Raw genomic sequence first — 19142 nt, 5'->3', positions numbered from 1 at the left:
GTCAGATGAGCACGACACCTTCGGCGACGCCGATGGCACGCAGATCGCGGTACCAGCGCTCGACCGGGTGTTCCTTGGTGAAGCCGTGGCCGCCGAGCAGCTGCACGCCGTCGAGGCCGATCTGCATGCCCTTGTCGGTGGCGAGCTTGCGGGCCAGCGCCGCCTCGCGGCCGAAGGACAGGCCCTGCTCCGCGCGGGACGCGCCGCGCAGGGTGACCAGCCGCAGGCCGTCGAGTTCGATCGCGATGTTGGCGACCATGAAGGCCACCGCCTGCCGGTGCGAGATCGGCTCGCCGAACGCCTCGCGCTCGTTGACGTACGGGATCACGTAGTCCAGCACGGCCCGGCCGGTGCCCGCGGCGAGCGAAGCCCAGCCGAGGCGGGCCAGGCGCACGGCGTCGGCGTACTCCTCGGCGCGGGTCGCGGCGTCACCGTCACCCAGGATGGCGTCGGCGCCGACCGCGACGTTGTCCAGGATCAGCCGGCCCAGGCCCGCGGCGCGCAGACCCATGCTCGGATCGGCCTCGACCACCAGACCGGGCGCGTCCGATTCGACGATGAACAGCGCGGGACGGCCGTCGAGCTCGGCGGCGATCAGGAACAGTTCGGCGTCGGCCGCGGCGGGCACCAGGCTCTTCACGCCCGAGATGCGGTAGCCGCTCGGCGAGCGCACGGCCTTGGTGTCCAGGGCGAACGGGTCGAACAGGGCGCGGGGCTCGCTGATCACCACCGAAGCCTGCGGCACGTTCTCGCCGGTGAAGGAGGGCAGGTAGGTCTTCTGCTGCGCGTCGCTGCCCCACTGCGCGAGCGCGACCGCGACGCCGCTGGGAGCGAGGATCGGCAGGGCCAAGCCCATGTCGCCGTGCGCCAGCGCCTCGGCGACCAGCGAGTTGGTCACCGCGCCGCGCTCGGAGGCCGCACCCTCGAGTTCCTCGGGGACGTTGATCAGGGTGATGCCGAGCTCGGCGGCGCGCTCGAGCAGGTCGCGCGGCGCCTTGGCGGCGTTGTCGGCCTCGTAGGCGGCCGGGCGCAGGATCTCGGCGGCGAACTCCTGCACCGTCTCGACGATCATCTGCTGCTCGTCGCTGGGCGTCAGGTCGAAGAAGTCCTTGTTCTTCGCCTCGTTGGTGGCCAGGCGCTTCGGCGCACCGCCGCCCGCGACCTTGGCGAAGGCGCGGGTCGCCGCGCCGAGCGTGCGGAAGCCGGTCTTGGTGCCCTCGTAGGTGACGCGCTCGATCGGCTTGCGCAGGTTGTATTTCTCGGCCAGTTCCGACCCGGTAATGCTCGTCATGACCCGCATCGCCGCGCCCATCCAATCCCGCTTGGGATGGTTCAGGCCGACCGCGGACGTGTCTGGACGTCGCTTCGTTGCGCTGTCTCGAGTGCTCATCATCACCTGTTTTCTCGGATGGGTTGGTGCGGTCTTTCCCAGCTATCTTACTCCAGAGTAAGGCTATCTTACTGCTGAGTAAGAAGTGCGTCGAGGTGCAGCATACGCGGTGAATCCGCGCCTTGCTGGACAAGTGCCCGAAGTTGCGTCCCGGGGTCGGCCGTCGCCTCCTGCGCGCGTCGTGCTAGGCCACGCAGCGCGATGAGCTGCGGCTTCGGAACACACGCGGACACTCCGAGCCGGATAGCCGGATCGACCGCCGCCGGTTCGCCGCGATCCAAGGCCATAGCGGCGATCGATGCTGATTCGTTATTTCGTCGACAGGGGACATGCGTGCTGTGTGGAGCGATCGGCAGAGCTGTCTCGAACCTGGCGGCGGCGCGGTCGGCAGGCGAGACGAATCCAACGGCAGGTGATGTCGACGGAGGCGGTCGACCGTGGTGCCGTGATTACAATCCGACGCATGTCAGCGATCTTCGACTGGGCCCGGCCGGACAATGTGCAGCCGGAGCCGATCACGGTCGACATCTGGCGCGAGCTTCCGGAAGAGTTCTGCCGCTTGGTCGAAGTGGTGAACGGGGACGCGGTCCGTTGCGAATCACCGAGTAGGGCACATCAGAAAGCCGTCCACCGGCTCTTGGCGATGCTGGAATCGGCGGCTCGTGAATACATGGCCGAAGATCCGTCGGCATGTCTGGACGCCAACCACGACTTCGACGTGGTCCTTTGGGAAGTGCCCCGAGCGACGATTCGGCGTCCCGACATCGCACTGTTCGAGTGCGTGCCAGCGGATGTGCGACCGATGCCTGCGCGCCATCTGAAGATCGCCGTCGAGATCATTTCGCCCAGCCATGTCAAAACGGACCGACTCGAGAAAATGGGCGAATACGCCGCTGCCGGAATTCCGTGGTACTGGCTGGTCAGCGTGTCGGACACCGAGGTGACCGCGATCGAGACCTACGGCCTGGACCACAGCGTCGGTCACTACCGGCTCGCCCGCGTGTTGAAGCCGCAGACCGCGTTCGCCGTCGATCTGCCGATCCGCATCCAGCTCGACTGGGACCAGCTCACCGATCTCGTGCTGTAAGAGGGGCCGGAGCCGACTCGTACACGGTCCGAGCGGGCCGGTGGCGCTGCGGCCACCGGCCCGAAGGATCACTCGCGCACGTAGTACCGCAGCGTCGCGTAGGCCGTGATCCCCGCGAAGACGATGCCGACCGGGGCGATGACGAGCGCGGTCATCGCGATGTCGTCGCCGGTGATGCGGGGGAAGACCTTGCTGGCGAACAGGTCGCCGAGGGCGCGGTCGATCACCAGCGGGCGGGCGATGAGCAGGCCGAACATGGCGAGCAGGGAGCCGGCCAGCGCGGCGACCACGGCCTCGAGCAGGAAGGGCAGCTGGGTGTACCAGCGGGTCGCGCCGACCAATCGCATGATGCCGACCTCGGTGCGCCGGGTGAACGCGGCGATCTGCACCATGTTCGCGATCAGCATCACCGCGGCCAGCGCTTGCAGCACGGCCAGGCCGAACGCCGCGTTGCGCAACCCGTCGAACAGGCTGACCAGCCGGTCCACGATGTCCTTGTCGTTGCGCACCATGCCGACGCCGGGGCGGTCGTAGAACTTCTCGTAGATCGTCGGATAGAGCTCCGCGTTGTCCATCTTGACTCGCAGCGACGCGGGCAACGGCGTCTCGCTGACGTACTTGGCCAGCTCGGGCTGGTCCTTGAACGTCTTCTCCTTGGCCTCGCGGACCGCCTCTTCCCGGTTGAGGAACTGGACCGATTCCACGCCGCTGGTCGCCTTCAGATCCGCCATGAGCGAGCGGCACGGGTCCAGCGAGCAGTCCGGGTCGTTGGCCGACACGTCTTCGGTCAGGTACAGCCGCACCTCGAGCCGGTCCAGGAAGTACTGCTCGGTCTTGTCCGCGATGCGCACCGCCAGCAGACCGCCACCGAGCATGGTGAGCGAGACCGCGGTGGTCAGGATCATCGCGATGGTCATCGTGACATTGCGGCGCAGGCCCGCGAAGACCTCGCCGAACAGGAAGCTCGCGCGCATTACCGGCCCACCCCGTACACGCCCGTCGCCTCGTCCCGCACCAGGCGTCCGTGGTCGAGTTCGACCACCCGCCTGCGCATCGCGTCGACGATGTGGTTGTCATGGGTGGCCATCACCACCGTGGTGCCGATGCGGTTGATCCGCTCCAGCAGCATCATGATGTCGGCGCTGGTGTCGGGATCGAGGTTGCCGGTCGGTTCGTCGGCCAGCAGCACCAGCGGCCGGTTCACGAAGGCGCGCGCGATCGCGACGCGCTGCTGTTCACCACCGGACAACTCGGTCGGCAGCCGGTCGGCCTTGCCGCCGAGGCCGACCATGTCGAGCACCTCGGGGACCGTGCGGTCGATGACCTGCCGTCGCTTGCCGATGACCTCCAGCGCGAAGGCGACGTTCTGGTACACGGTCTTCTGCTGCAGCAGCCGGAAATCCTGGAAGACGCACCCGATCCGCTGGCGCAACTTGGGCACCTTGCGGCCAGGTAAGCGGTCGACCCGGAAATCGGCCACTCTGATCTCGCCCGCCGTCGGAGTCTCCTCCTTCAACAGCAAGCGCATGAAGGTCGACTTTCCCGAGCCGGACGGTCCGATGATGAAGACGAACTCGCCCTTGCCCACATCGACGGTGATGTTGTCCAGCGCGGGTCGCGTCGAGGTCTTGTACGACTTGGTCACGTTCCGCATGGTGATCACGGGGAGCCAGTGTAACCAGCAACCGTTCGCGGCCTGCGTTGTCAACCGTGGGAGACAGTGCGGCGGCGGTCGGTCCCACTCGGCTCAGTGGCCCGGCTGTTCGCTGAACACCGCTGCCGGAACAGCGTTGACCAGGGTAGCCGGAGCGGTGGTGGTCTCCTCGGGTTTGACGAATACGTACAGCACGAACGTGGCGACCCAAGTTGCCATCAGGATCGCCGTGGATCTACGTGGTCTCACTGATTCCCTCCCGGCGCAGCGCCGCGGCGACTCGTACCCGCAGCTCGCGTCCGACGTCGAACTGTTTACCCGGCAACGTTCGGGCAACCATTCGGATGTTCATCTGGTCGACGGTCAGGTCTTCCACACCCATGACGGTGGGCTCGTCCAGCAGCAACGGCTTCAGGCGAGCGTCCTCGTACGCCTTCGCGCCCACCTCGTGCAGGATCTCGTTGACCCTGGTGATGTCGGCGCTGGCGGACACCGGAACGTCGATCGCGGCGCGCGCCCAATCCTTCGACAGGTTCGTGACCTTCACGATCTGGCCGTTGGGCACGGTGATCACTTCACCGTCGGCGTTGCGCAATGTGGTGATCCGCAGCGTGACGTCCTCGACCGTACCTTCGGCCTGCTCCGCGGCTCCGGTCACGGCGATGCGGACCACATCGCCGAACCCGTACTGCCGCTCCGTGATCAGGAAGAATCCGGCGAGGATGTCCTGCACGATGCGCTGCGCGCCGAAACCCAGCGCGGCGCCGAGCACCGCGGCGGGCGCGACCAACCCGGTGACGGCGAAGCCGAGCCGCCGCAGCACCTCCATGGTGATCAGCACGTAGACGATGGTCAGCACCACCCAGGTGATCACCTGGGCGAGCGCGTGCCGATGCTTGGCCGCCTCGGTGCGCACCAGCGCGTCGCTGCTGCGGAATCCCGCGTCGATCCTGCGGGTGACCCGGTCCCGCAGGTAGGTGGCGAGCCGGCTGAACAGGATGGCGCCGAGGATGAGCAGCACGATCTCCAGGCCCGAACCGCGTAGCCACGTGGTGAAACCGGTGGAAGCGATAGCCTGGATGTCCGCGACATTCATCTAGCTCGCCTGCTCTCGCATTCGCCAGCGGATCCCCGACTCGATGAACCCGTCGATGTCGCCGTCGAGCACCGCCGACGGGTTGTTCACCTCGTAGTTCGTCCGCAGGTCCTTGACCATCTGGTACGGGTGCAGCACGTAGGAGCGCATCTGATTGCCCCAGGACGCGCCCTCGTTGGTCTTCAGCGCGTCCATCTCGGCGCGCTCTTCCTGCCGCTTGCGTTCCAGCAGCTTGGCCTGCAGCACCCGCATGGCCGAGATCTTGTTCTGCAGCTGCGATTTCTCGTTCTGACAGGTGACCACGATGCCGGTGGGCAAGTGGGTGATCCGGACCGCGGAGTCGGTGGTGTTGACGCTCTGGCCGCCGGGGCCCGACGAGCGGTACACGTCGACGCGGATCTCCGTCTCCGGCACCTCGATGTGGTCGGTGGTCTCCACCACGGGAAGCACCTCGACCTCGGCGAAGGAGGTCTGGCGGCGGCCCTGGTTGTCGAACGGGCTGATCCGCACCAGCCGGTGCGTGCCCATCTCGACCGAGAGCGTGCCGTAGGCGTAGGGCGTCTTCACCGCGAAGGTGGCGCTCTTGATGCCCGCTTCTTCGGCATACGAGGTGTCGTAGACCTCGACCCCGTACTTGTGCCGGTCGGCCCAGCGGATGTACATGCGCATGAGCATCTCGGCCCAGTCGGCGGCGTCCACGCCACCGGCGCCGGAGCGGATGTTCACCAGCGCGTCGCGCTTGTCGTACTCGCCGGACAGCAGCGTGCGGACCTCCATGGCCTCCACGTCGCTGTGCAGCGCGGCGCGCTCGGCGTCGGCCTCGGCGAGCGCGTTGGTCTTGGCCTCGCCCTCTTCCTCTTCGGCCAGTTCGTAGAGCACCGGCAGATCGTCGAGCCGCTGACGCAGCTCCTCCACCCGGCGCAACTCGCCTTGGGCGTGCGACAGCTCACTGGTGACCCGCTGGGCGTGGTCCTGGTCGTTCCACAGCTCGGGGTCGGCGGCCTGATGCTCGAGCTCGTCGATACGACGACGCAGCTCGTCGATGTCGAGGACCGATTCGACCGTCTTGAGAGTGGCGTCGAGTTCGGCGAGATCAGCGGAAACGTCAGGATGCACGATCGTCAAGCCTAGCTGCCCCTCTTCGGCCGCAGCACACGAGTGCGCGCGGTGTGACCGGGGACGGCGCCTGCGCGGGTTGCTCGCGCCCGGCGCGGGCCGAGCGGGCGGATCGCCGGGACGTCGCGCGCTCGCTCGACAGCCCGCGCCAGGCGGGTGAGCTGTGACGGACGCCTCATGGGTTTCTACCCTAAACGGCGACCGCGCTTGGCGCAGTTGGTGTTTGGAATTCGCGGCGGAGATGCTGCTCCGGCCACGCGACGGGATGCCGGTCGTGCCTGATCAGTCGTCCTGCCGGGCGGACGGTTTGTGCGCGAGGGGAGCGGTGTGGCGAACTCCACTCGTGCGGCCGCGGATCGCCGCCGCTCGGAGCTCACGCAACTGCTCGACGACTCTCGGCCAAGCCGATTCCGCCGTGCCGATTCGGCCGTGCCGATTCGGCCGTGCCGATTCCGGCCGAGGTGATTTCGGCCGAAGCGGCGATCGGCGTGCTCGGCAGCCGAAACCCCGTGGCCGAGGAGGGTTCGCCCGGGGGACTTGCGCCCACGGCAGAGCGTTTCGCCGTTCCGGCTGGTCACAGCCGATATCGGGGGGTGCGGCCACCGGGACCCCGACGGCGAGCGCAGGGTTGTGGAAGCACCGCGCCGCTTCCGGCTTCCTCACCCGCGGGGTCAGAGATCAATATGCCTGGTCGGCTCCGGCCGCGCGCGGGCGTACTCGATTTACCGCGATCGGTCCTGCTGTGCCATGAGTGGCCCGCTCAGCCCGAGACGGCCCGCAGTCCACCCGGGCGGCGTCCGGCGAGTGCGTCGAGGGCCGCGGCGGTGGCGTCGTCGGCCGGTAGATAGACGATCACCCGCTGGTCGTCGTCGGCGGAGAGCTCCAGGAACTCGTAGGCCAGGCGCAGCGATCCGGCTTCGGGATGGGCGAGGCGGGTGATGCCGGTGGCGGCGGCCAAACTCGGCACGGTGTCGACCCGGTCGGCGAACGCCGGGCCCACGGTGACGGTGAGCTCGTCGGCGAGCGCGGCGATATGCGAGTCGGCGCGGAACGGGCCCTGCTTCAACGTCGCGACCGTCTCGTCGGCGACGTGCTCCCAGTCCGCGTATACGTCCCTGGATCCAGGGACGCAGAAGACGAAACGTGCCAGGTTGGGCGGGGTATGCGGCCCGTCGAAGAGTCCGGTCGGCGCCATCAGCCGGTGGTAGGCGCCGGTGTAGGCGAGAATTTCGGTGAGGCGATTGACCACGACGGCGGGCGTCGGCTCGAGCCGGTCCAGGATCGCGCGCACCGTCGGCCGCACCTCGCGCAGCGGCTGCGCGTCCCCCATGCAGGTGAAGCCGCTGTCCACCGACTTGGTCAACCGGTGCAGGTGCACGCGTTCGGCGGGGCTCAAACGCAACGCGTCCGCCAGCGCGGAAAGCACCGGAGGGGAGGGACGCCGGTCGCGCCCCTGCTCCAGGCGCGTGACGTACTCCACGCTCACACCGGCCAGGGTGGCCAGCTCGGCGCGGCGCAATCCGGGGGTGCGCCGCCGCGCGCCGGTGGGCAGGCCGACTTGGGCGGGCGTCACCGCCTCGCGGCGGGTGCGCAGGAACAGCCCCAGCTCGTTGTCGCTCACCTGTCGAACCTAACAAGGCGAAACGCTCGGAGGGTGTCCCTGCCACTACCACTCTTACGGCGGTCTCCCTGTTCCACGTGCCCGGCAGCAGATTGAGTGGGCGGCCCGGCCGGGCCGTTCTGTGATCCGAGGAGGAAACAGCATGTCCAACGCCCCACTGAAGCTCGCGGTGATCATCGGCAGCGTCCGCGAGGGACGTTTCGGGCCGGTCGTGGCCACATGGTTCACCGAGCAGGCGCGGCGGCACGGTTCGTTCGAGGTGGACGTCATCGACTTGGCCGAGGCGGACATCCCCTGGGAACTGCCCGCGGTGCCGCCCGCGATGGATCCGGACCCGCAGCGACCCGAAGGGATGACCGACCTCACGCGCAGGCTCACGGCGGCCGACGCCTTCGTCATCGTCACGCCCGACTACAACCGCAGCATCCCCGCGTCCCTGAAGGCCGTCATCGACTGGCACTTCACCCAGTGGAACGCGAAAGCGATCGGTTTCGTCGGCTACAGCGGAGCGTCCGGCGGCCTGCTCGCCATCGAGCACCTGCGGCAGATCTTCAACGAGCTCAACGCGCACACCGTGCGCAACTACGTGTCGTTCCCGCGCTACTACCTGCTCTTCGACGACGAGGGCAAGCCGAGGGAGCCGCAGGAGCCCGCGGCCGCCGCGACGGCGATGCTGGATCAGTTGCACTGGTGGGCGAGCGCGTTGACGGCGGCGCGATCCCTGGAACCCGTGGGGTGAGCGCCGGGCCGATAGGGTGCGGGGCGTGGCTGTGTACTCCTCCGACCTCGAACTCGCCCTGCGGCTGGCCGATACCGCCGACGAGATCACGCGGGCTCGCTTCGGTGCGCTCGATTTGAAGGTCGACGCGAAGCCGGACCTGACGCCGGTGTCGGATGCCGATCTGGCCGTCGAGCAGGCGATCCGGCAGGTGTTGTCCGAGGCGCGGCCGGACGACGCGGTGCTCGGTGAGGAATTCGGTGGCGCCGCCGAATTCAGCGGGAGGCAATGGGTGGTCGACCCGATCGACGGCACGAAGAACTTCGTGCGCGGAGTGCCCATCTGGGCGACGCTGATCGCCCTGCTGGAAGACGGTGAACCGGTCGTGGGCGTGGTGAGCGCGCCCGCTCTGGCACGGCGCTGGTGGGCAGCGGCGGGATCGGGGGCATGGTCTAGTTTCGAAGGGCGTGCCGCGCGAGCGATCTCGGTCTCCGCCGTGGGTGAGCTGGGTTCGGCCAGCCTGGCATTGTCCAGTCTTTCCGGCTGGCGCGACCGCGGCCTGCGCGAGCAGTTCATCACTCTGACCGACGATGTGTGGCGTGTGCGCGGCTACGGCGATTTCTTCAATTACTGCCTGCTCGCCGAGGGCGCCGTCGACATCGCCACCGAACCGGAGGTCTCCCTGTGGGACCTGGCCGCGCTGGACATCCTCGTCCGCGAAGCGGGCGGGCGTTTCTCCTCGCTGAACGGTGCACCCGGCCCGCACGGTGGCGACGCCATCGCCACCAACGGCCTGCTGCACGATGAGGTCCTCGACCGCCTGCGCGGCTGACCGCACTCGCGATGTTCGGAGCTAACCGGCCCGCCACGGGGTCGCCGGCGTGAGGTCGATCCCCGTCGGAGGACGCAGGCGGCGCAGCGTGCCGTCCATGCTGGTGACGAACAGCGCCCAGGAGTCCCCGTCACGGTCGATGCGCACCGACGTGGCGCCGTCCGGTGGGTTGCGCACCGGAGCGGGTTTGATCAGGCCCGTGATGATCGCGCACGTTGCGCCGGTCGCCGTATCCACCCGATAGACGGCGCCGAGTATGTGATCGGCCACGAACAGCGCCCCCGCCTTGGTGGCTTCCATATCGTCGGGCAGAGCTACCAGGTCCGGGATACCGGAGACGGTGGTGGGATGAGCCGGATCGTCCAGCCGGACGCGGAGGATCTGCAACGTCAAGGTGTCGACGTAGACCGATTCGCCGTCCGCGGCCAGCGCGAGGCCGTTGGCGGGCGGCAGCACCGACCAATCCCGTTCGTACTCGCTGGTCGCCGGCCAGTAGCGGGAGATTCCGTTCGACCCGCCGAGGCCGATCGTGGTGAACAGCAGGCTGCCATCGGCAAGCAACAGCAGGCCGTTGGGCCCGTTCAGCCCGGTGAGCAGAACCTGCACGGCGCCGGTCTCGGTGTCGTAGCGCTGGAGTGTGCCCGGCGGTTCGCTGAGCCCGTCTCCGGTGAGGAAGTAGACGTAGCGTCCGGCGACGCGCACGCCCGCCGGGCGGTACAGGTTCGTGACCAGCTTCTCCAATCGTCCGGCCCGATCGACGTGCGCCAAGTAGCCGTCCATCAGACCGGTGACGTAGAAGCCGCCCCGCCCGTCGGAATCGAGATTCTCCAGATTGCCGACCCCTTCGACCACCGTCGTGGTCTCCCAGCCGTCCGAGCACCTGGAGGGGAATGTCTCCGCCCGCGCCGTCGGTATCGCCGCGGTGACTCCGGCAGTCACCGCGACGGCGCTCAGCACCGCGGCGCACGCCCGAATCCCTATCCGTTTTGCCATGAGCGACAACATAACAGCGCCGGATCCCGCGAGCAGGCCGGCGAACTTCGCTCGAGTGGAGAAAACGCGAGGTCGGCGCGCTGTGACGGAAAGCGAGGGTCTCGGTTGTCCACATGTGGACAACTCGGCGGCCCAACAGGGCGAACGCCGAACGGTGCGGGTACCGCCCCGCCCGTGCGCTCGTAGGATGGGCCGGGTGACTCCCCCCGATGATTTCGCTGCGGTAGCGACCGAAGCCGTGTCCGGATCGGACGCTGGATCCGTTGCGGCGCAAGAGGTTCTACGCCGAGTCTTCGGTTACGACAGCTTCCGCGGTGAGCAGCAGACGATCGTGCAGCGCGTGATCGATGGCGGCGACGCGCTCGTGCTCATGCCGACCGGCGGCGGCAAGTCGCTCTGCTATCAGATCCCCGCGCTGGTGCGTCCCGGCGTCGGTGTGGTGATCTCCCCGCTGATCGCCCTCATGCAGGACCAGGTGGACGCGCTCAGTGCGCTCGGCGTGCGCGCGGGCTTCCTCAACTCCACCCAGTACCCCGACGAGCGCCGGGCCGTCGAAGCGCAATTCGTCGCCGGCGAACTCGATCTGCTGTACCTGGCCCCGGAACGGTTGCGCCTCGACTCCACCGCGCAGCTGCTCGATCGCGGCAAGGTCGCGCTGTTCGCCATCGACGAGGCGCACTGCGTCTCCCAGTGGGGTCACGACTTCCGGCCCGACTACCTGGGCCTTTCGCTGCTGCACGAGCGCTGGCCGGACGTACCGCGGATCGCGCTGACCGCGACCGCCACCGAGAAGACCCGTGACGAGATCATCCAGCGCCTCGACCTCGGCGCCGCCCGCAGGTTCGTGTCCAGCTTCGACCGCCCCAATATCCAGTACCGGATCGAGCCGAAGAATCGTCCCGAGCGTCAGCTGCTGGAATTCATCCGCACCGAGCATGCCGGGGATGCGGGGATCGTCTACTGCCTGTCGCGCAACTCGGTGGAGAAGACCGCGGCGTTCCTCACCGAGAACGGCGTCACCGCCGTGCCCTACCACGCGGGCTTGGACAATCGCACCCGCGCGGAGAACCAGGCGCGTTTCCTGCGCGAAGACGGGTTGGTCGTCGTGGCGACCATCGCCTTCGGCATGGGCATCGACAAGCCCGACGTGCGCTTCGTCGCCCATCTCGACCTGCCGAAGTCGGTCGAGGGCTACTACCAGGAGACCGGGCGCGCGGGCCGCGACGGGCTGCCTTCTACCGCGTGGATGGTCTACGGCCTCAGCGACGTGGTGCAGCAGCGCAAATTGATCGACTCCTCCGAGGGCGACGCCGCCCACCGGCGCCAGCTCCAATTGCACCTGGACGCGATGCTCGCGCTGTGCGAGACGGTCGCCTGCCGGCGCACGCAGCTGCTCGCCTACTTCGGCGAGCCCGGTCTGCCTTGCGGCAACTGCGACACCTGCCTGTCGCCACCACAATCCTGGGACGGCACCGTGGCCGCGCAGAAGTTGCTGTCCACCGTGCTGCGGCTGAAGCGGGAACGCGGCCAGAGCTTCGGCGCGGGGCACATCGTGGACATCCTGCTCGGTAAGAAGAGTCCCAAAGTCCTGCAATACGACCACCACGAGTTGAAGGTCTTCGGGGTCGGCACCGACCTGCGTGACGTGGAGTGGCGTGGCGTGGTGCGGCAACTGCTCGCGCACGGGCTGCTGGCCGTTCACGGCGACTACGGCGTGCTGACGCTCACCGAGGCCAGCAGTGAGGTGCTGTTCGACGGACGACAGGTAGCGCTGCGCCGCGAGCCCGAACGCCAGGCCAAGCCCGCCCGGACCGCGAAGGCCGCCAAGGCGGCCTCCGTCGACCTGACGTCCACCGACCTGCCGCTGTTCGAGAAGTTGCGCGAATGGCGCGCGGCCACCGCGAAGGAACAGGGTGTTCCCGCCTACGTCGTCTTCCACGACGCCACGCTGCGCGAGATCGCGGCGCGCAAGCCCGCGAGCCTCGCCCAGCTCGGCGGCGTCAGCGGTGTCGGCGAGAACAAACTGGCGAAATACGGCGAACAGGTGCTCGAGGTGCTAGCCACCGGATGAACCGCTACCGTCACGCGGGTCACCGATGAGCGGGGACGGTTGCCGGGCAAGGCCGCCGAAAACTATGGAGGACAGCGTGAGCCGGAGCGACACGATCGGGCGCAGGGCGTTTCTGGCCGGTGCGGCCACCCTCGCAGCCGGGACCACGTTGGTCGGGCGCACGCCGGCTCATGCGGTACCCGTCGCCGAGGGTGTCACCAAGTTCCCCTTCCCGGACGAGCGCCGGGTGCGGGTGCTGGTGACCGGCGACGCGGGCACCGGCACCCGCGCTCAGTGGGCGGTCGCCGACGCCATGCGCGCGCTGCACGGCCGCGAACCGGTCTCGCTGGCATTGGGTCTCGGCGACAACATCTACGAGCACGGGCCCGACGGCGCGGCCGACGTCCAGTTCGCCGACAAGTTCGAAAATCCCAATGCCGGACTGGATTTCCCCTGGTTGATGGTGCTGGGCAACCACGACAACAGCTCGGTTCTCGGCGGTGACGGCGGCTGGCTGCTGCGCGGCAACGCCGAGGTGGAGTACCACGCGAACTCCCGGCGCTGGTGGATGCCGAGCCGCTACTACTCGGTGCGGATTCCGGAGCGCAACCCCGTCGTCGAGTTCTTCGTCCTCGACGTCAACCCGCTGGCGGCCTACGTGCCGCCGGTCTTCTCGCCGTACTGGGCGGTCGACGGCCAGTTCATGAACGAGCAGCGCGACTGGCTCGATCGCGCCCTCGCCGACTCGCCCGCCACGTGGAAGATCGCCTGCACCCACCACCCGTATCTGAACAACGGCCCGCACGGGGACGCGGGCCGCTACGAGGGTCTGTCGCTGGAGCCGATCAACGGCGTGCACGTGAAACGCTTCTTCGAAGACCACGTGATCGGACGGTGCCAGTTCATCCTGTCCGGGCACGACCACTCGCTGCAGGTGCTCGAACCCACGGCGGCGTCGAAGGGAACCAGGCAGGTCGTGTCCGGCGCGGCCGCGAAGACGGTCGGCGCGGAGCTGCGGCTCGCCGCGAGCGCGGGCCACGGTGCGCTGTACGAGAACTACCAGGAGCTGGGCTTCATGGTTCTCGAGCTCACCGAGGGCGGAGTCGACCTGGGCGTGCACACTGCCGACCTGGCGACCGGCGCGTCCGTCGAGGTGTTCCGGCGGCGTCTGGCCTGAGTTCCAACTATGTTGCGGCGTGCGAGAATTGCGGCGCGCCGCTCTCTCGGCGGCTACCGTTCTGGCTATGGCACCGGGTGATGGTTCCAGTGACGCGGGCGATGACATTTCCATCAGCTCGGTGGGGGGTGAGACGCCGGACACGCCGCCGTATGTGCGCGGCCGGACCGATCCGGCGGTCGAGAACATATGGTTGCGCCGCAGTCCGCCGCCGCCGCGCCCTGGCGTACCGCGGATGTCGACGGTGGCGCTGCTCGTCGCGTTCCTCGCCGTGCTCACGCTCTACGTGGTGCTGCATCAGGGCGGTTAGCGCGTCCGCGACCTGCGGGAATAATCCGGTTGCCGGGTCACTTAAAGTGGACCGTTATGAAGGAGAAGGGGCGCAAGGTCATCGCGACCAACCGCCGGGCGCGGCACAACTACACGATCCTGGACGTCTACGAGGCCGGGATCGCGCTGGTCGGCACCGAGGTGAAGAGCCTGCGCGAGGGCAAGGCTTCACTGGTGGACGCCTTCGCGACGGTGGACAACGGCGAGGTGTGGCTGCGTGGGCTGCACATCCCCGAGTTCAGCCACGGCACCTGGACGAACCACGCGCCGCGCCGGGTGCGCAAGCTGCTGCTGCACAAGCGGGAGATCGAGCGGCTGGTCGGTAAGTCGCGGGAGGGCAACCAGACGCTGGTGCCGCTGTCGATGTATTTCTCCGACGGCAAGGTGAAGGTCGAGCTGGCGCTGGCCAAGGGCAAGCAGGACTACGACAAGCGGCAGGACCTGGCCCGGCGCACCGCCGAGCGAGAGGTCACCCGTGAACTCGGACGGCGGGTCAAAGGCATGAGGTGACTGCCGTCCTGCTCGCGCTGGCGGCCGCGGTGGGCTACGGCGTGAGCGATTTCTACGGCGGTGTGGCGTCGCGGCGGGTGACCGCGCTGCGTGTGGTCATCTATTCCTATCCGTTCTCGGTGCTGCTGGTCCTCGTGGCGCTCCCGCTCGTGCCCGGGAGCCCGGACGCGGCGTCGTTGTGGTGGGGCGCGGCGGCGGGCCTGGCGAGCGGCGTCGCGGTGTGGTGGTTCTATGCCGCGCTGGCCAGCGGTCCGATGGCGGTCGTGTCACCGCTGACGGCGGTGCTGGTCGCGGGCATTCCGGTACTCGCCGGTCTGGCGACCGGCGAGCGTCCCGGCCCGCTCGCCTTCGCCGGCATCGTATTCGCCCTGGTCGCCGTGCTCTTGGTGAGCCGGGAGTCGCCGGACGACGTGACGGAGGAGATCACCGGCGGCCGCGAACTACGGTTCACCCGCAAGGTCGCCGCGCTGACCATCGGGTCCGGCGCCGCGTACGGTCTTGCCTTCGTGTTCTTCCACGAGACCTCCGCGGACTCCGGACTGTGGCCCCTGCTCATGCAGCGGATCGCCGCCACCGCGGTGGTCTGGCTGACCGCGCTTGCCGCCAGGGACTTCGGGCGGTTGCGCGGCGAACCGCTGCGGCTGGCCTGCTATATCAGCGCGCTGGACGTGATCAGCAACGCGGCGCTGCTGTACGCCTTCCACGGATCGCTGTTGTCGCTGGTGAGCGTGATCGGCTCGCTGTATCCGGCGGTGACCGTGCTGCTGGCGATGGTTCTGCTCGGCGAGCGGGTGCACCGGCAGCAGCGGATCGGTTTGATCCTCGCGCTGGCCGCGGTCGCGCTCATCGCCGCGGCCTGAAGGTCATGTGCCCGCTCGGACGCGGTGCGGGCCGGGCACTCGGTGACGGGTCCGCCGCCCGAGTGCCGAAAACGCGGTCCGGGTCCGCGCGTACCCGGACCGACGCGTCATCGACGCACGCCGATCGCGCGGATCACCGCGTGCACGGTTCGTGCATCGAGATCCGCTTCAGCGTGGGACTGCGATAGTCGGCCACCACGGTGCGCGACCCCAGCGCAGTGGACGGGTCGGGCACGTTGACCACCGCGCGCTGCGCCGCGACATCGGGTTCGTCACGCCCGTAGATCTGCGGCGCCGCCATTCCCTCGGAGTCGACCGTGAGCCCGGCAAGGGCCTTGCGCAGTGTCGGCCGGTCCATGCCGCCGGTCTCGGCTGCCTTGGTGAGCAGCGCCTTCAGCGGATACGAGATCGCCCAGCCCAGGTTGTAGCCGAAGTTCGTCGGTTCGCTCGGCGCGGCGTTCCTGGCGCGCTGGGCTCCGGTGCTCGCGCCGTCCCAGCCGTCGAACGGAGAGGTGTAGTTGTACAGCGCCGTGAGCGCGGGTGCGGCCGGTGTCTTGAGCAGCGCGCTGTTCCAGGTCGGGGTGGACCCGAGGAATCGGCCCGTGTAACCGGATTTCGCCAGCTTGCCGACGATTTCGGCGGTTTCGGCCGGGCCGGTGGCCAAGAGGACCACATCCGGCGGGTCGGCCAACAGCTCGGCGACCGGGTAGTCCTGTGTGCCGACTTCGGTGTTGGGTCCGGTGTCGATCCGCTCGGTGATCGTCGCGCCGTTGTCCAATGCCCACTTCAGCGCCCCGCTGGCGTAGTCGCCGCCGTAGTTGCCGCGGTAGGCGACCACGCCGAGCGTGCGTGGCTGATAGAAGTTCTGCGCGAACCAATCCAGGCCGAGCACGGCTTCCGTGCAGTACGAGAAACCGTCGTCGAGCACCAGATCGCGGTCGGTGCCGCGGTACTGCCAACCCGACCAGAGTGTGCCCGCCCCGGTCACCAGGTCCGCCTCGTCCATCTCGTGCAGCACGGCGAGCGTCTGCGCGGTCCCGAAACTCATCGCGAGCGCCAGCACATGCGGCGCTATGTTCTCGAATTCCGTGACGTGCCTGCGCGGATCGTAGGCCGTGTCGCGCGTGTAGGTGGTGATGTCGATCTCGTAGCCGCCGATGCCGCCCTGCTTGTTCACCTCGTTCCAGAACGCGACTTGACCGTCCTGCAGAGACTTTCCGAGCGGAGCGAAGGGGCCGTTGTTCAGGTCCGACAGAACGCCGAGATAGATACAGCCCTTGTCACGCTGGATCGCGTGGGGGCAGGCTTCGCGGGTGACGCCGGGTGCGGCGGCGGGCGACGAAGCCGAACAGCCGCCGGTCAGGACGAGCCCGAGCGTGAGGGGAGCGGCCACGAGACGAAGTAGCCGATGAAAAGTATGAGGAAAAGGCATTTTTGCTCGCTTACGGCTGCACGCAGGGCTCGTTGAGGGTGATGCGGTCCTGAGTCGGGCCGTGATAGTCGGTCGCCAGGGTCCTCGCGCCCAGCGGCGCGGTCTGATCAGGCGCTTCGATCACGGCGCGCTGCCGGGTGAGGTCCGGCTTGACCGCGCCGTAGGTGTGTTCCGGGATCGCGCCCTCGTAGTCGACGCGCAGGCCGTGCACGGCTTGACGGACACCCTTGCGGGTCAGCTTGCCTTCGTTGACCGCCCGGGTGAGCAGCGCCTTCATCGGATAGGAGAACATCCAGCCCGCGCTGTAACCCCAGGTGGAGGGTTCGCGGGTCGCCGATGCCCTGGCCCTCTTGGCGCCCGCGCTGGTTCCGTCCCAGCCGTCCAGCGGTGAGGTCATGTTGTAGCGAGCGGTGATCGCCGAGGCCGCAGGGCTTTTCAGCAGGCCGCCGTTCCACGTCGGGCCCGAGCCGAGGAACCTGCCAGGGAAACCGGCCAGTGCCGCCTTGCCCATGATCTCGCCCGCTTCCGCGGGCCCTGTGGCAAGGAGCACGAGATCCGCTCTGGTATTGAGGATCTTCGCGACCGCCGCGTCTTGGTTGCCGATCTGGGTGTTCGGCTCGGTGTCTATCTGCGCCACCAGGTCGACCCGATTGGCCGACGCCCATTTCTTGGCGCCGGTGGCGTAGTCGCCGCCGTAGTCGCCCTGGTAGCTGACGGTGGCGATCGAACTCGGCTTGGCTTCGTGCTCGGCGATCCAGTCCAGGGCGATGATCGCCTCGGAGCAGTAGGAGTAGCCGGACTCCAGCAGCAGACCCTTGTCGCTGTTCTCGAATTGCCAACCCGACCACAGGGTTCCGGCAATGGCGACCATGTTCGCCGCGTCCATCTCGGGAAGTACCTTCTGCGTCTGCACCGTGCCCAAACTCATCGAGAGCGCGAGGACATGCGGCTCGATCCGCCGGTAGGCCTCGGCATGTTTCTGCAGATCGTAGTTCGTATCCTCGGTGTACGTGGCGATGTCCACCTCGTACTTGCCGCCGATCCCGCCCGCTTCGTTCACCGCCTTCCAGAACGCCAACTGGCCGTTGTTGATGTCCTTGCCCAGCGCGGCGAACGGCCCACTCGTCAGATCGGACAGCACGCCGAGATAGATACACCCTTTGTGGGAGTCCACCGCGTTCGGACACGGGTCGGCGGTGACTCCGGGTTCGATGGCTCCGGTCGGCTCGCCACGCAGGACGGAACATCCGGTCAGGACGAGCCCGGCGATGACGGTGAGGGCGGACAGGCGCAGCAACCTGTCCCGAATGGTGCGAACTGCCAAAGTGTTTCCTTAGTCTGAAATCGAGATCCGCTGCTCAGAGCCGATCGTACGGCTCGTGCAGTGTAAGTCGGGTTCGTCGTCGGACCTCGAGAATCGACTACCAGCATCCGGGAAGGGCGAGGCGAGGTGCTCGCCGGAGCGGGTGACTCGAGATCCGGTCGCGGGGCGCTCGGCGCATATGCTCGCGGCGCGCCCTCGTGGGTCGGCGTCCACCTCCGGGCCGCGTCCGTAGATCGCCTTCGGGTGTGGCGACCGCCACCGCCGGATATCGGGATGATCCGCGCTTTCCCCGGTGTTAACATGAACAGCCCGGCAAGGTGCTGGGGCGTACGGGGCTGAACGGTTTCGACTGCGTACGTAGATTTAGGGGAAGCGTGTCGGTGCAGGCAAGAGACCACCGTAAGCGTCGTTGCAACCAATTAAGCGCCGATTCCAATCAGCGCGAGTACGCTCTCGCTGCCTGATCAGCAGAGCGTCTCTGTCGGCCCGGGGCATGCCCTCGGCTCCGGTGCCGGCATCAGCTAGGGGGCTAACCGTCCTACTCGGTCGCGGAGTAGGGCGGGACATCGAACAGCGGCTGGGATCGTCATCCGGGCTTGTTCGCGGGACCCGGAGATCCGAGTAGAGACACAGCGAACTGCACACGGAGAAGCCCTGAAGACGCGGCGGAGGACCCGGGTTCGATTCCCGGCAGCTCCACCAACGAAGGCGAGTGCTCGCGGAGAGCACTCGCCTTTTTGGTGGAGCTGGGTGTTCTGTGGGGGTGCAACCCCCATACCCCGCCCGGCGGGCTTCGCCCCCGGACCCCAGGTCGGTGGTTACGTTGAGTGGGTCCGGCGCGTTCTCGCCTTCGCCACTTCGCGGTGCTCGCACATCGCTTCACCTTCTGGCGTAAGTCGCGGCAGTTGGGCGGCGGCATCGTGCTGCGGGGGCAGGGGGACCGTTTTCGGTG

At 68.0% G+C, this 19142-nt stretch carries 18 protein-coding genes and 1 other RNA gene; 9 read left to right on the top strand and 10 right to left on the bottom strand.

The window, feature by feature from the left end:
- Position 1: 1 nt before the first annotated feature.
- Positions 2-1396 carry an acyl-CoA dehydrogenase family protein gene (locus ACL03I_RS11445; protein WP_379253215.1) on the bottom strand — a complete coding sequence of 465 codons (1395 nt, stop codon included), beginning with the start codon at positions 1394-1396 and terminating at the stop codon, positions 2-4.
- A 292-nt stretch (positions 1397-1688) separates the two neighbouring features.
- Between ACL03I_RS11445 and ACL03I_RS11440 the strand changes: the two genes are divergently transcribed.
- Complete coding sequence (locus ACL03I_RS11440) at positions 1689-2477, top strand: Uma2 family endonuclease (protein WP_412805858.1); 789 nt, start codon at positions 1689-1691, stop codon at positions 2475-2477.
- Positions 2478-2545: 68 nt separating this feature from the next.
- On the opposite strand, the gene ftsX is transcribed toward ACL03I_RS11440, so the two are convergent.
- The 6 genes from ftsX to ACL03I_RS11410 all read right to left on the bottom strand — a co-directional run bounded on the left by ftsX (position 2546) and on the right by ACL03I_RS11410 (position 7964).
- Entirely contained in the window at positions 2546-3451 is a 906-nt protein-coding gene (ftsX, locus tag ACL03I_RS11435; protein WP_355077872.1) for a permease-like cell division protein FtsX, read from the bottom strand.
- A complete protein-coding gene (ftsE, locus tag ACL03I_RS11430; RefSeq protein ID WP_039800068.1) occupies positions 3451-4140 on the bottom strand; it encodes a cell division ATP-binding protein FtsE in 690 nt (229 codons plus the stop codon). The genes ftsX and ftsE overlap by 1 nt, the downstream gene beginning before the upstream one ends.
- Positions 4141-4224: 84 nt before the next feature.
- On the bottom strand, positions 4225-4350 hold the full coding sequence (locus ACL03I_RS11425) for a hypothetical protein (RefSeq protein WP_379253216.1): 126 nt from the start codon (positions 4348-4350) through the stop codon (positions 4225-4227).
- Between the two features lie 16 nt (positions 4351-4366).
- Entirely contained in the window at positions 4367-5227 is an 861-nt protein-coding gene (locus ACL03I_RS11420; protein WP_412805857.1) for a mechanosensitive ion channel family protein, read from the bottom strand.
- A complete protein-coding gene (gene prfB, locus ACL03I_RS11415) occupies positions 5228-6343 on the bottom strand; it encodes a peptide chain release factor 2 (RefSeq protein WP_355077869.1) in 1116 nt (371 codons plus the stop codon).
- A 760-nt stretch (positions 6344-7103) separates the two neighbouring features.
- Complete coding sequence (locus ACL03I_RS11410) at positions 7104-7964, bottom strand: helix-turn-helix transcriptional regulator (RefSeq protein WP_412805856.1); 861 nt, start codon at positions 7962-7964, stop codon at positions 7104-7106.
- A 142-nt stretch (positions 7965-8106) separates the two neighbouring features.
- Between ACL03I_RS11410 and ACL03I_RS11405 the strand changes: the two genes are divergently transcribed.
- Positions 8107-8703 carry an NADPH-dependent FMN reductase gene (locus ACL03I_RS11405; protein WP_355077867.1) on the top strand — a complete coding sequence of 199 codons (597 nt, stop codon included), beginning with the start codon at positions 8107-8109 and terminating at the stop codon, positions 8701-8703.
- A gap of 25 nt (positions 8704-8728) precedes the next feature.
- Entirely contained in the window at positions 8729-9514 is a 786-nt protein-coding gene (hisN, locus tag ACL03I_RS11400) for a histidinol-phosphatase (protein WP_355077866.1), read from the top strand.
- A 21-nt stretch (positions 9515-9535) separates the two neighbouring features.
- On the opposite strand, the gene ACL03I_RS11395 is transcribed toward hisN, so the two are convergent.
- Positions 9536-10507 (bottom strand): NHL repeat-containing protein, encoded by a 972-nt coding sequence (locus ACL03I_RS11395; protein ID WP_412805855.1) that lies wholly within the window; start codon positions 10505-10507, stop codon positions 9536-9538.
- Positions 10508-10703: 196 nt separating this feature from the next.
- On the opposite strand from ACL03I_RS11395, the gene recQ reads away from it, so the two are divergent.
- From recQ to ACL03I_RS11370, 5 genes are all read left to right on the top strand, one after another.
- The gene (recQ, locus tag ACL03I_RS11390; RefSeq protein ID WP_355077864.1) at positions 10704-12578 is read left to right on the top strand and encodes a DNA helicase RecQ; all 1875 of its coding nucleotides are present in this window, start codon (positions 10704-10706) and stop codon (positions 12576-12578) included.
- Between the two features lie 76 nt (positions 12579-12654).
- Positions 12655-13734, top strand: coding sequence for a metallophosphoesterase (locus tag ACL03I_RS11385; protein ID WP_412805854.1), 1080 nt, complete (start codon positions 12655-12657; stop codon positions 13732-13734).
- A 67-nt stretch (positions 13735-13801) separates the two neighbouring features.
- On the top strand, positions 13802-14044 hold the full coding sequence (locus ACL03I_RS11380; protein ID WP_355077862.1) for a hypothetical protein: 243 nt from the start codon (positions 13802-13804) through the stop codon (positions 14042-14044).
- A gap of 56 nt (positions 14045-14100) precedes the next feature.
- On the top strand, positions 14101-14574 hold the full coding sequence (gene smpB, locus ACL03I_RS11375; RefSeq protein WP_174186417.1) for an SsrA-binding protein SmpB: 474 nt from the start codon (positions 14101-14103) through the stop codon (positions 14572-14574).
- On the top strand, positions 14571-15434 hold the full coding sequence (locus ACL03I_RS11370) for an EamA family transporter (RefSeq protein ID WP_412805853.1): 864 nt from the start codon (positions 14571-14573) through the stop codon (positions 15432-15434). The genes smpB and ACL03I_RS11370 overlap by 4 nt, the downstream gene beginning before the upstream one ends.
- 133 nt (positions 15435-15567) lie before the next feature.
- On the opposite strand, the gene ACL03I_RS11365 is transcribed toward ACL03I_RS11370, so the two are convergent.
- Both ACL03I_RS11365 and ACL03I_RS11360 read right to left on the bottom strand, forming a co-directional pair.
- On the bottom strand, positions 15568-16827 hold the full coding sequence (locus ACL03I_RS11365) for an ABC transporter substrate-binding protein (RefSeq protein WP_355077860.1): 1260 nt from the start codon (positions 16825-16827) through the stop codon (positions 15568-15570).
- A gap of 49 nt (positions 16828-16876) precedes the next feature.
- Entirely contained in the window at positions 16877-18190 is a 1314-nt protein-coding gene (locus ACL03I_RS11360) for an ABC transporter substrate-binding protein (RefSeq protein ID WP_412805852.1), read from the bottom strand.
- A gap of 331 nt (positions 18191-18521) precedes the next feature.
- On the opposite strand from ACL03I_RS11360, the gene ssrA reads away from it, so the two are divergent.
- Positions 18522-18892: a transfer-messenger RNA gene (ssrA, locus tag ACL03I_RS11355) on the top strand.
- The last annotated feature ends 250 nt before the right edge of the window (positions 18893-19142 follow it).

It is taken from the genome of Nocardia sichangensis (assembly GCF_047200615.1).
In the GTDB taxonomy this organism is placed as follows: Bacteria; Actinomycetota; Actinomycetes; order Mycobacteriales; family Mycobacteriaceae; genus Nocardia; species Nocardia sichangensis.
This window is presented reverse-complemented; position numbering and strand designations above follow the sequence as displayed.

Excerpts from the sequence above, each read along its gene's own strand:
- ACL03I_RS11380 (WP_355077862.1), top strand. The coding sequence starts at position 13,802 with ATGGCACCGGGTGATGGTTCCAGTGACGCGGGCGATGACATTTCCATC.
- ACL03I_RS11405 (WP_355077867.1), top strand. The coding sequence starts at position 8,107 with ATGTCCAACGCCCCACTGAAGCTCGCGGTGATCATCGGCAGCGTCCGC.
- ACL03I_RS11395 (WP_412805855.1), bottom strand. The coding sequence starts at position 10,507 with ATGGCAAAACGGATAGGGATTCGGGCGTGCGCCGCGGTGCTGAGCGCC.
- smpB (WP_174186417.1), top strand. The coding sequence starts at position 14,101 with ATGAAGGAGAAGGGGCGCAAGGTCATCGCGACCAACCGCCGGGCGCGG.
- ftsX (WP_355077872.1), bottom strand. The coding sequence starts at position 3,451 with ATGCGCGCGAGCTTCCTGTTCGGCGAGGTCTTCGCGGGCCTGCGCCGC.
- ACL03I_RS11425 (WP_379253216.1), bottom strand. The coding sequence starts at position 4,350 with ATGGCAACTTGGGTCGCCACGTTCGTGCTGTACGTATTCGTCAAACCC.
- ACL03I_RS11440 (WP_412805858.1), top strand. The coding sequence starts at position 1,689 with ATGCTGATTCGTTATTTCGTCGACAGGGGACATGCGTGCTGTGTGGAG.
- ACL03I_RS11420 (WP_412805857.1), bottom strand. The coding sequence starts at position 5,227 with ATGAATGTCGCGGACATCCAGGCTATCGCTTCCACCGGTTTCACCACG.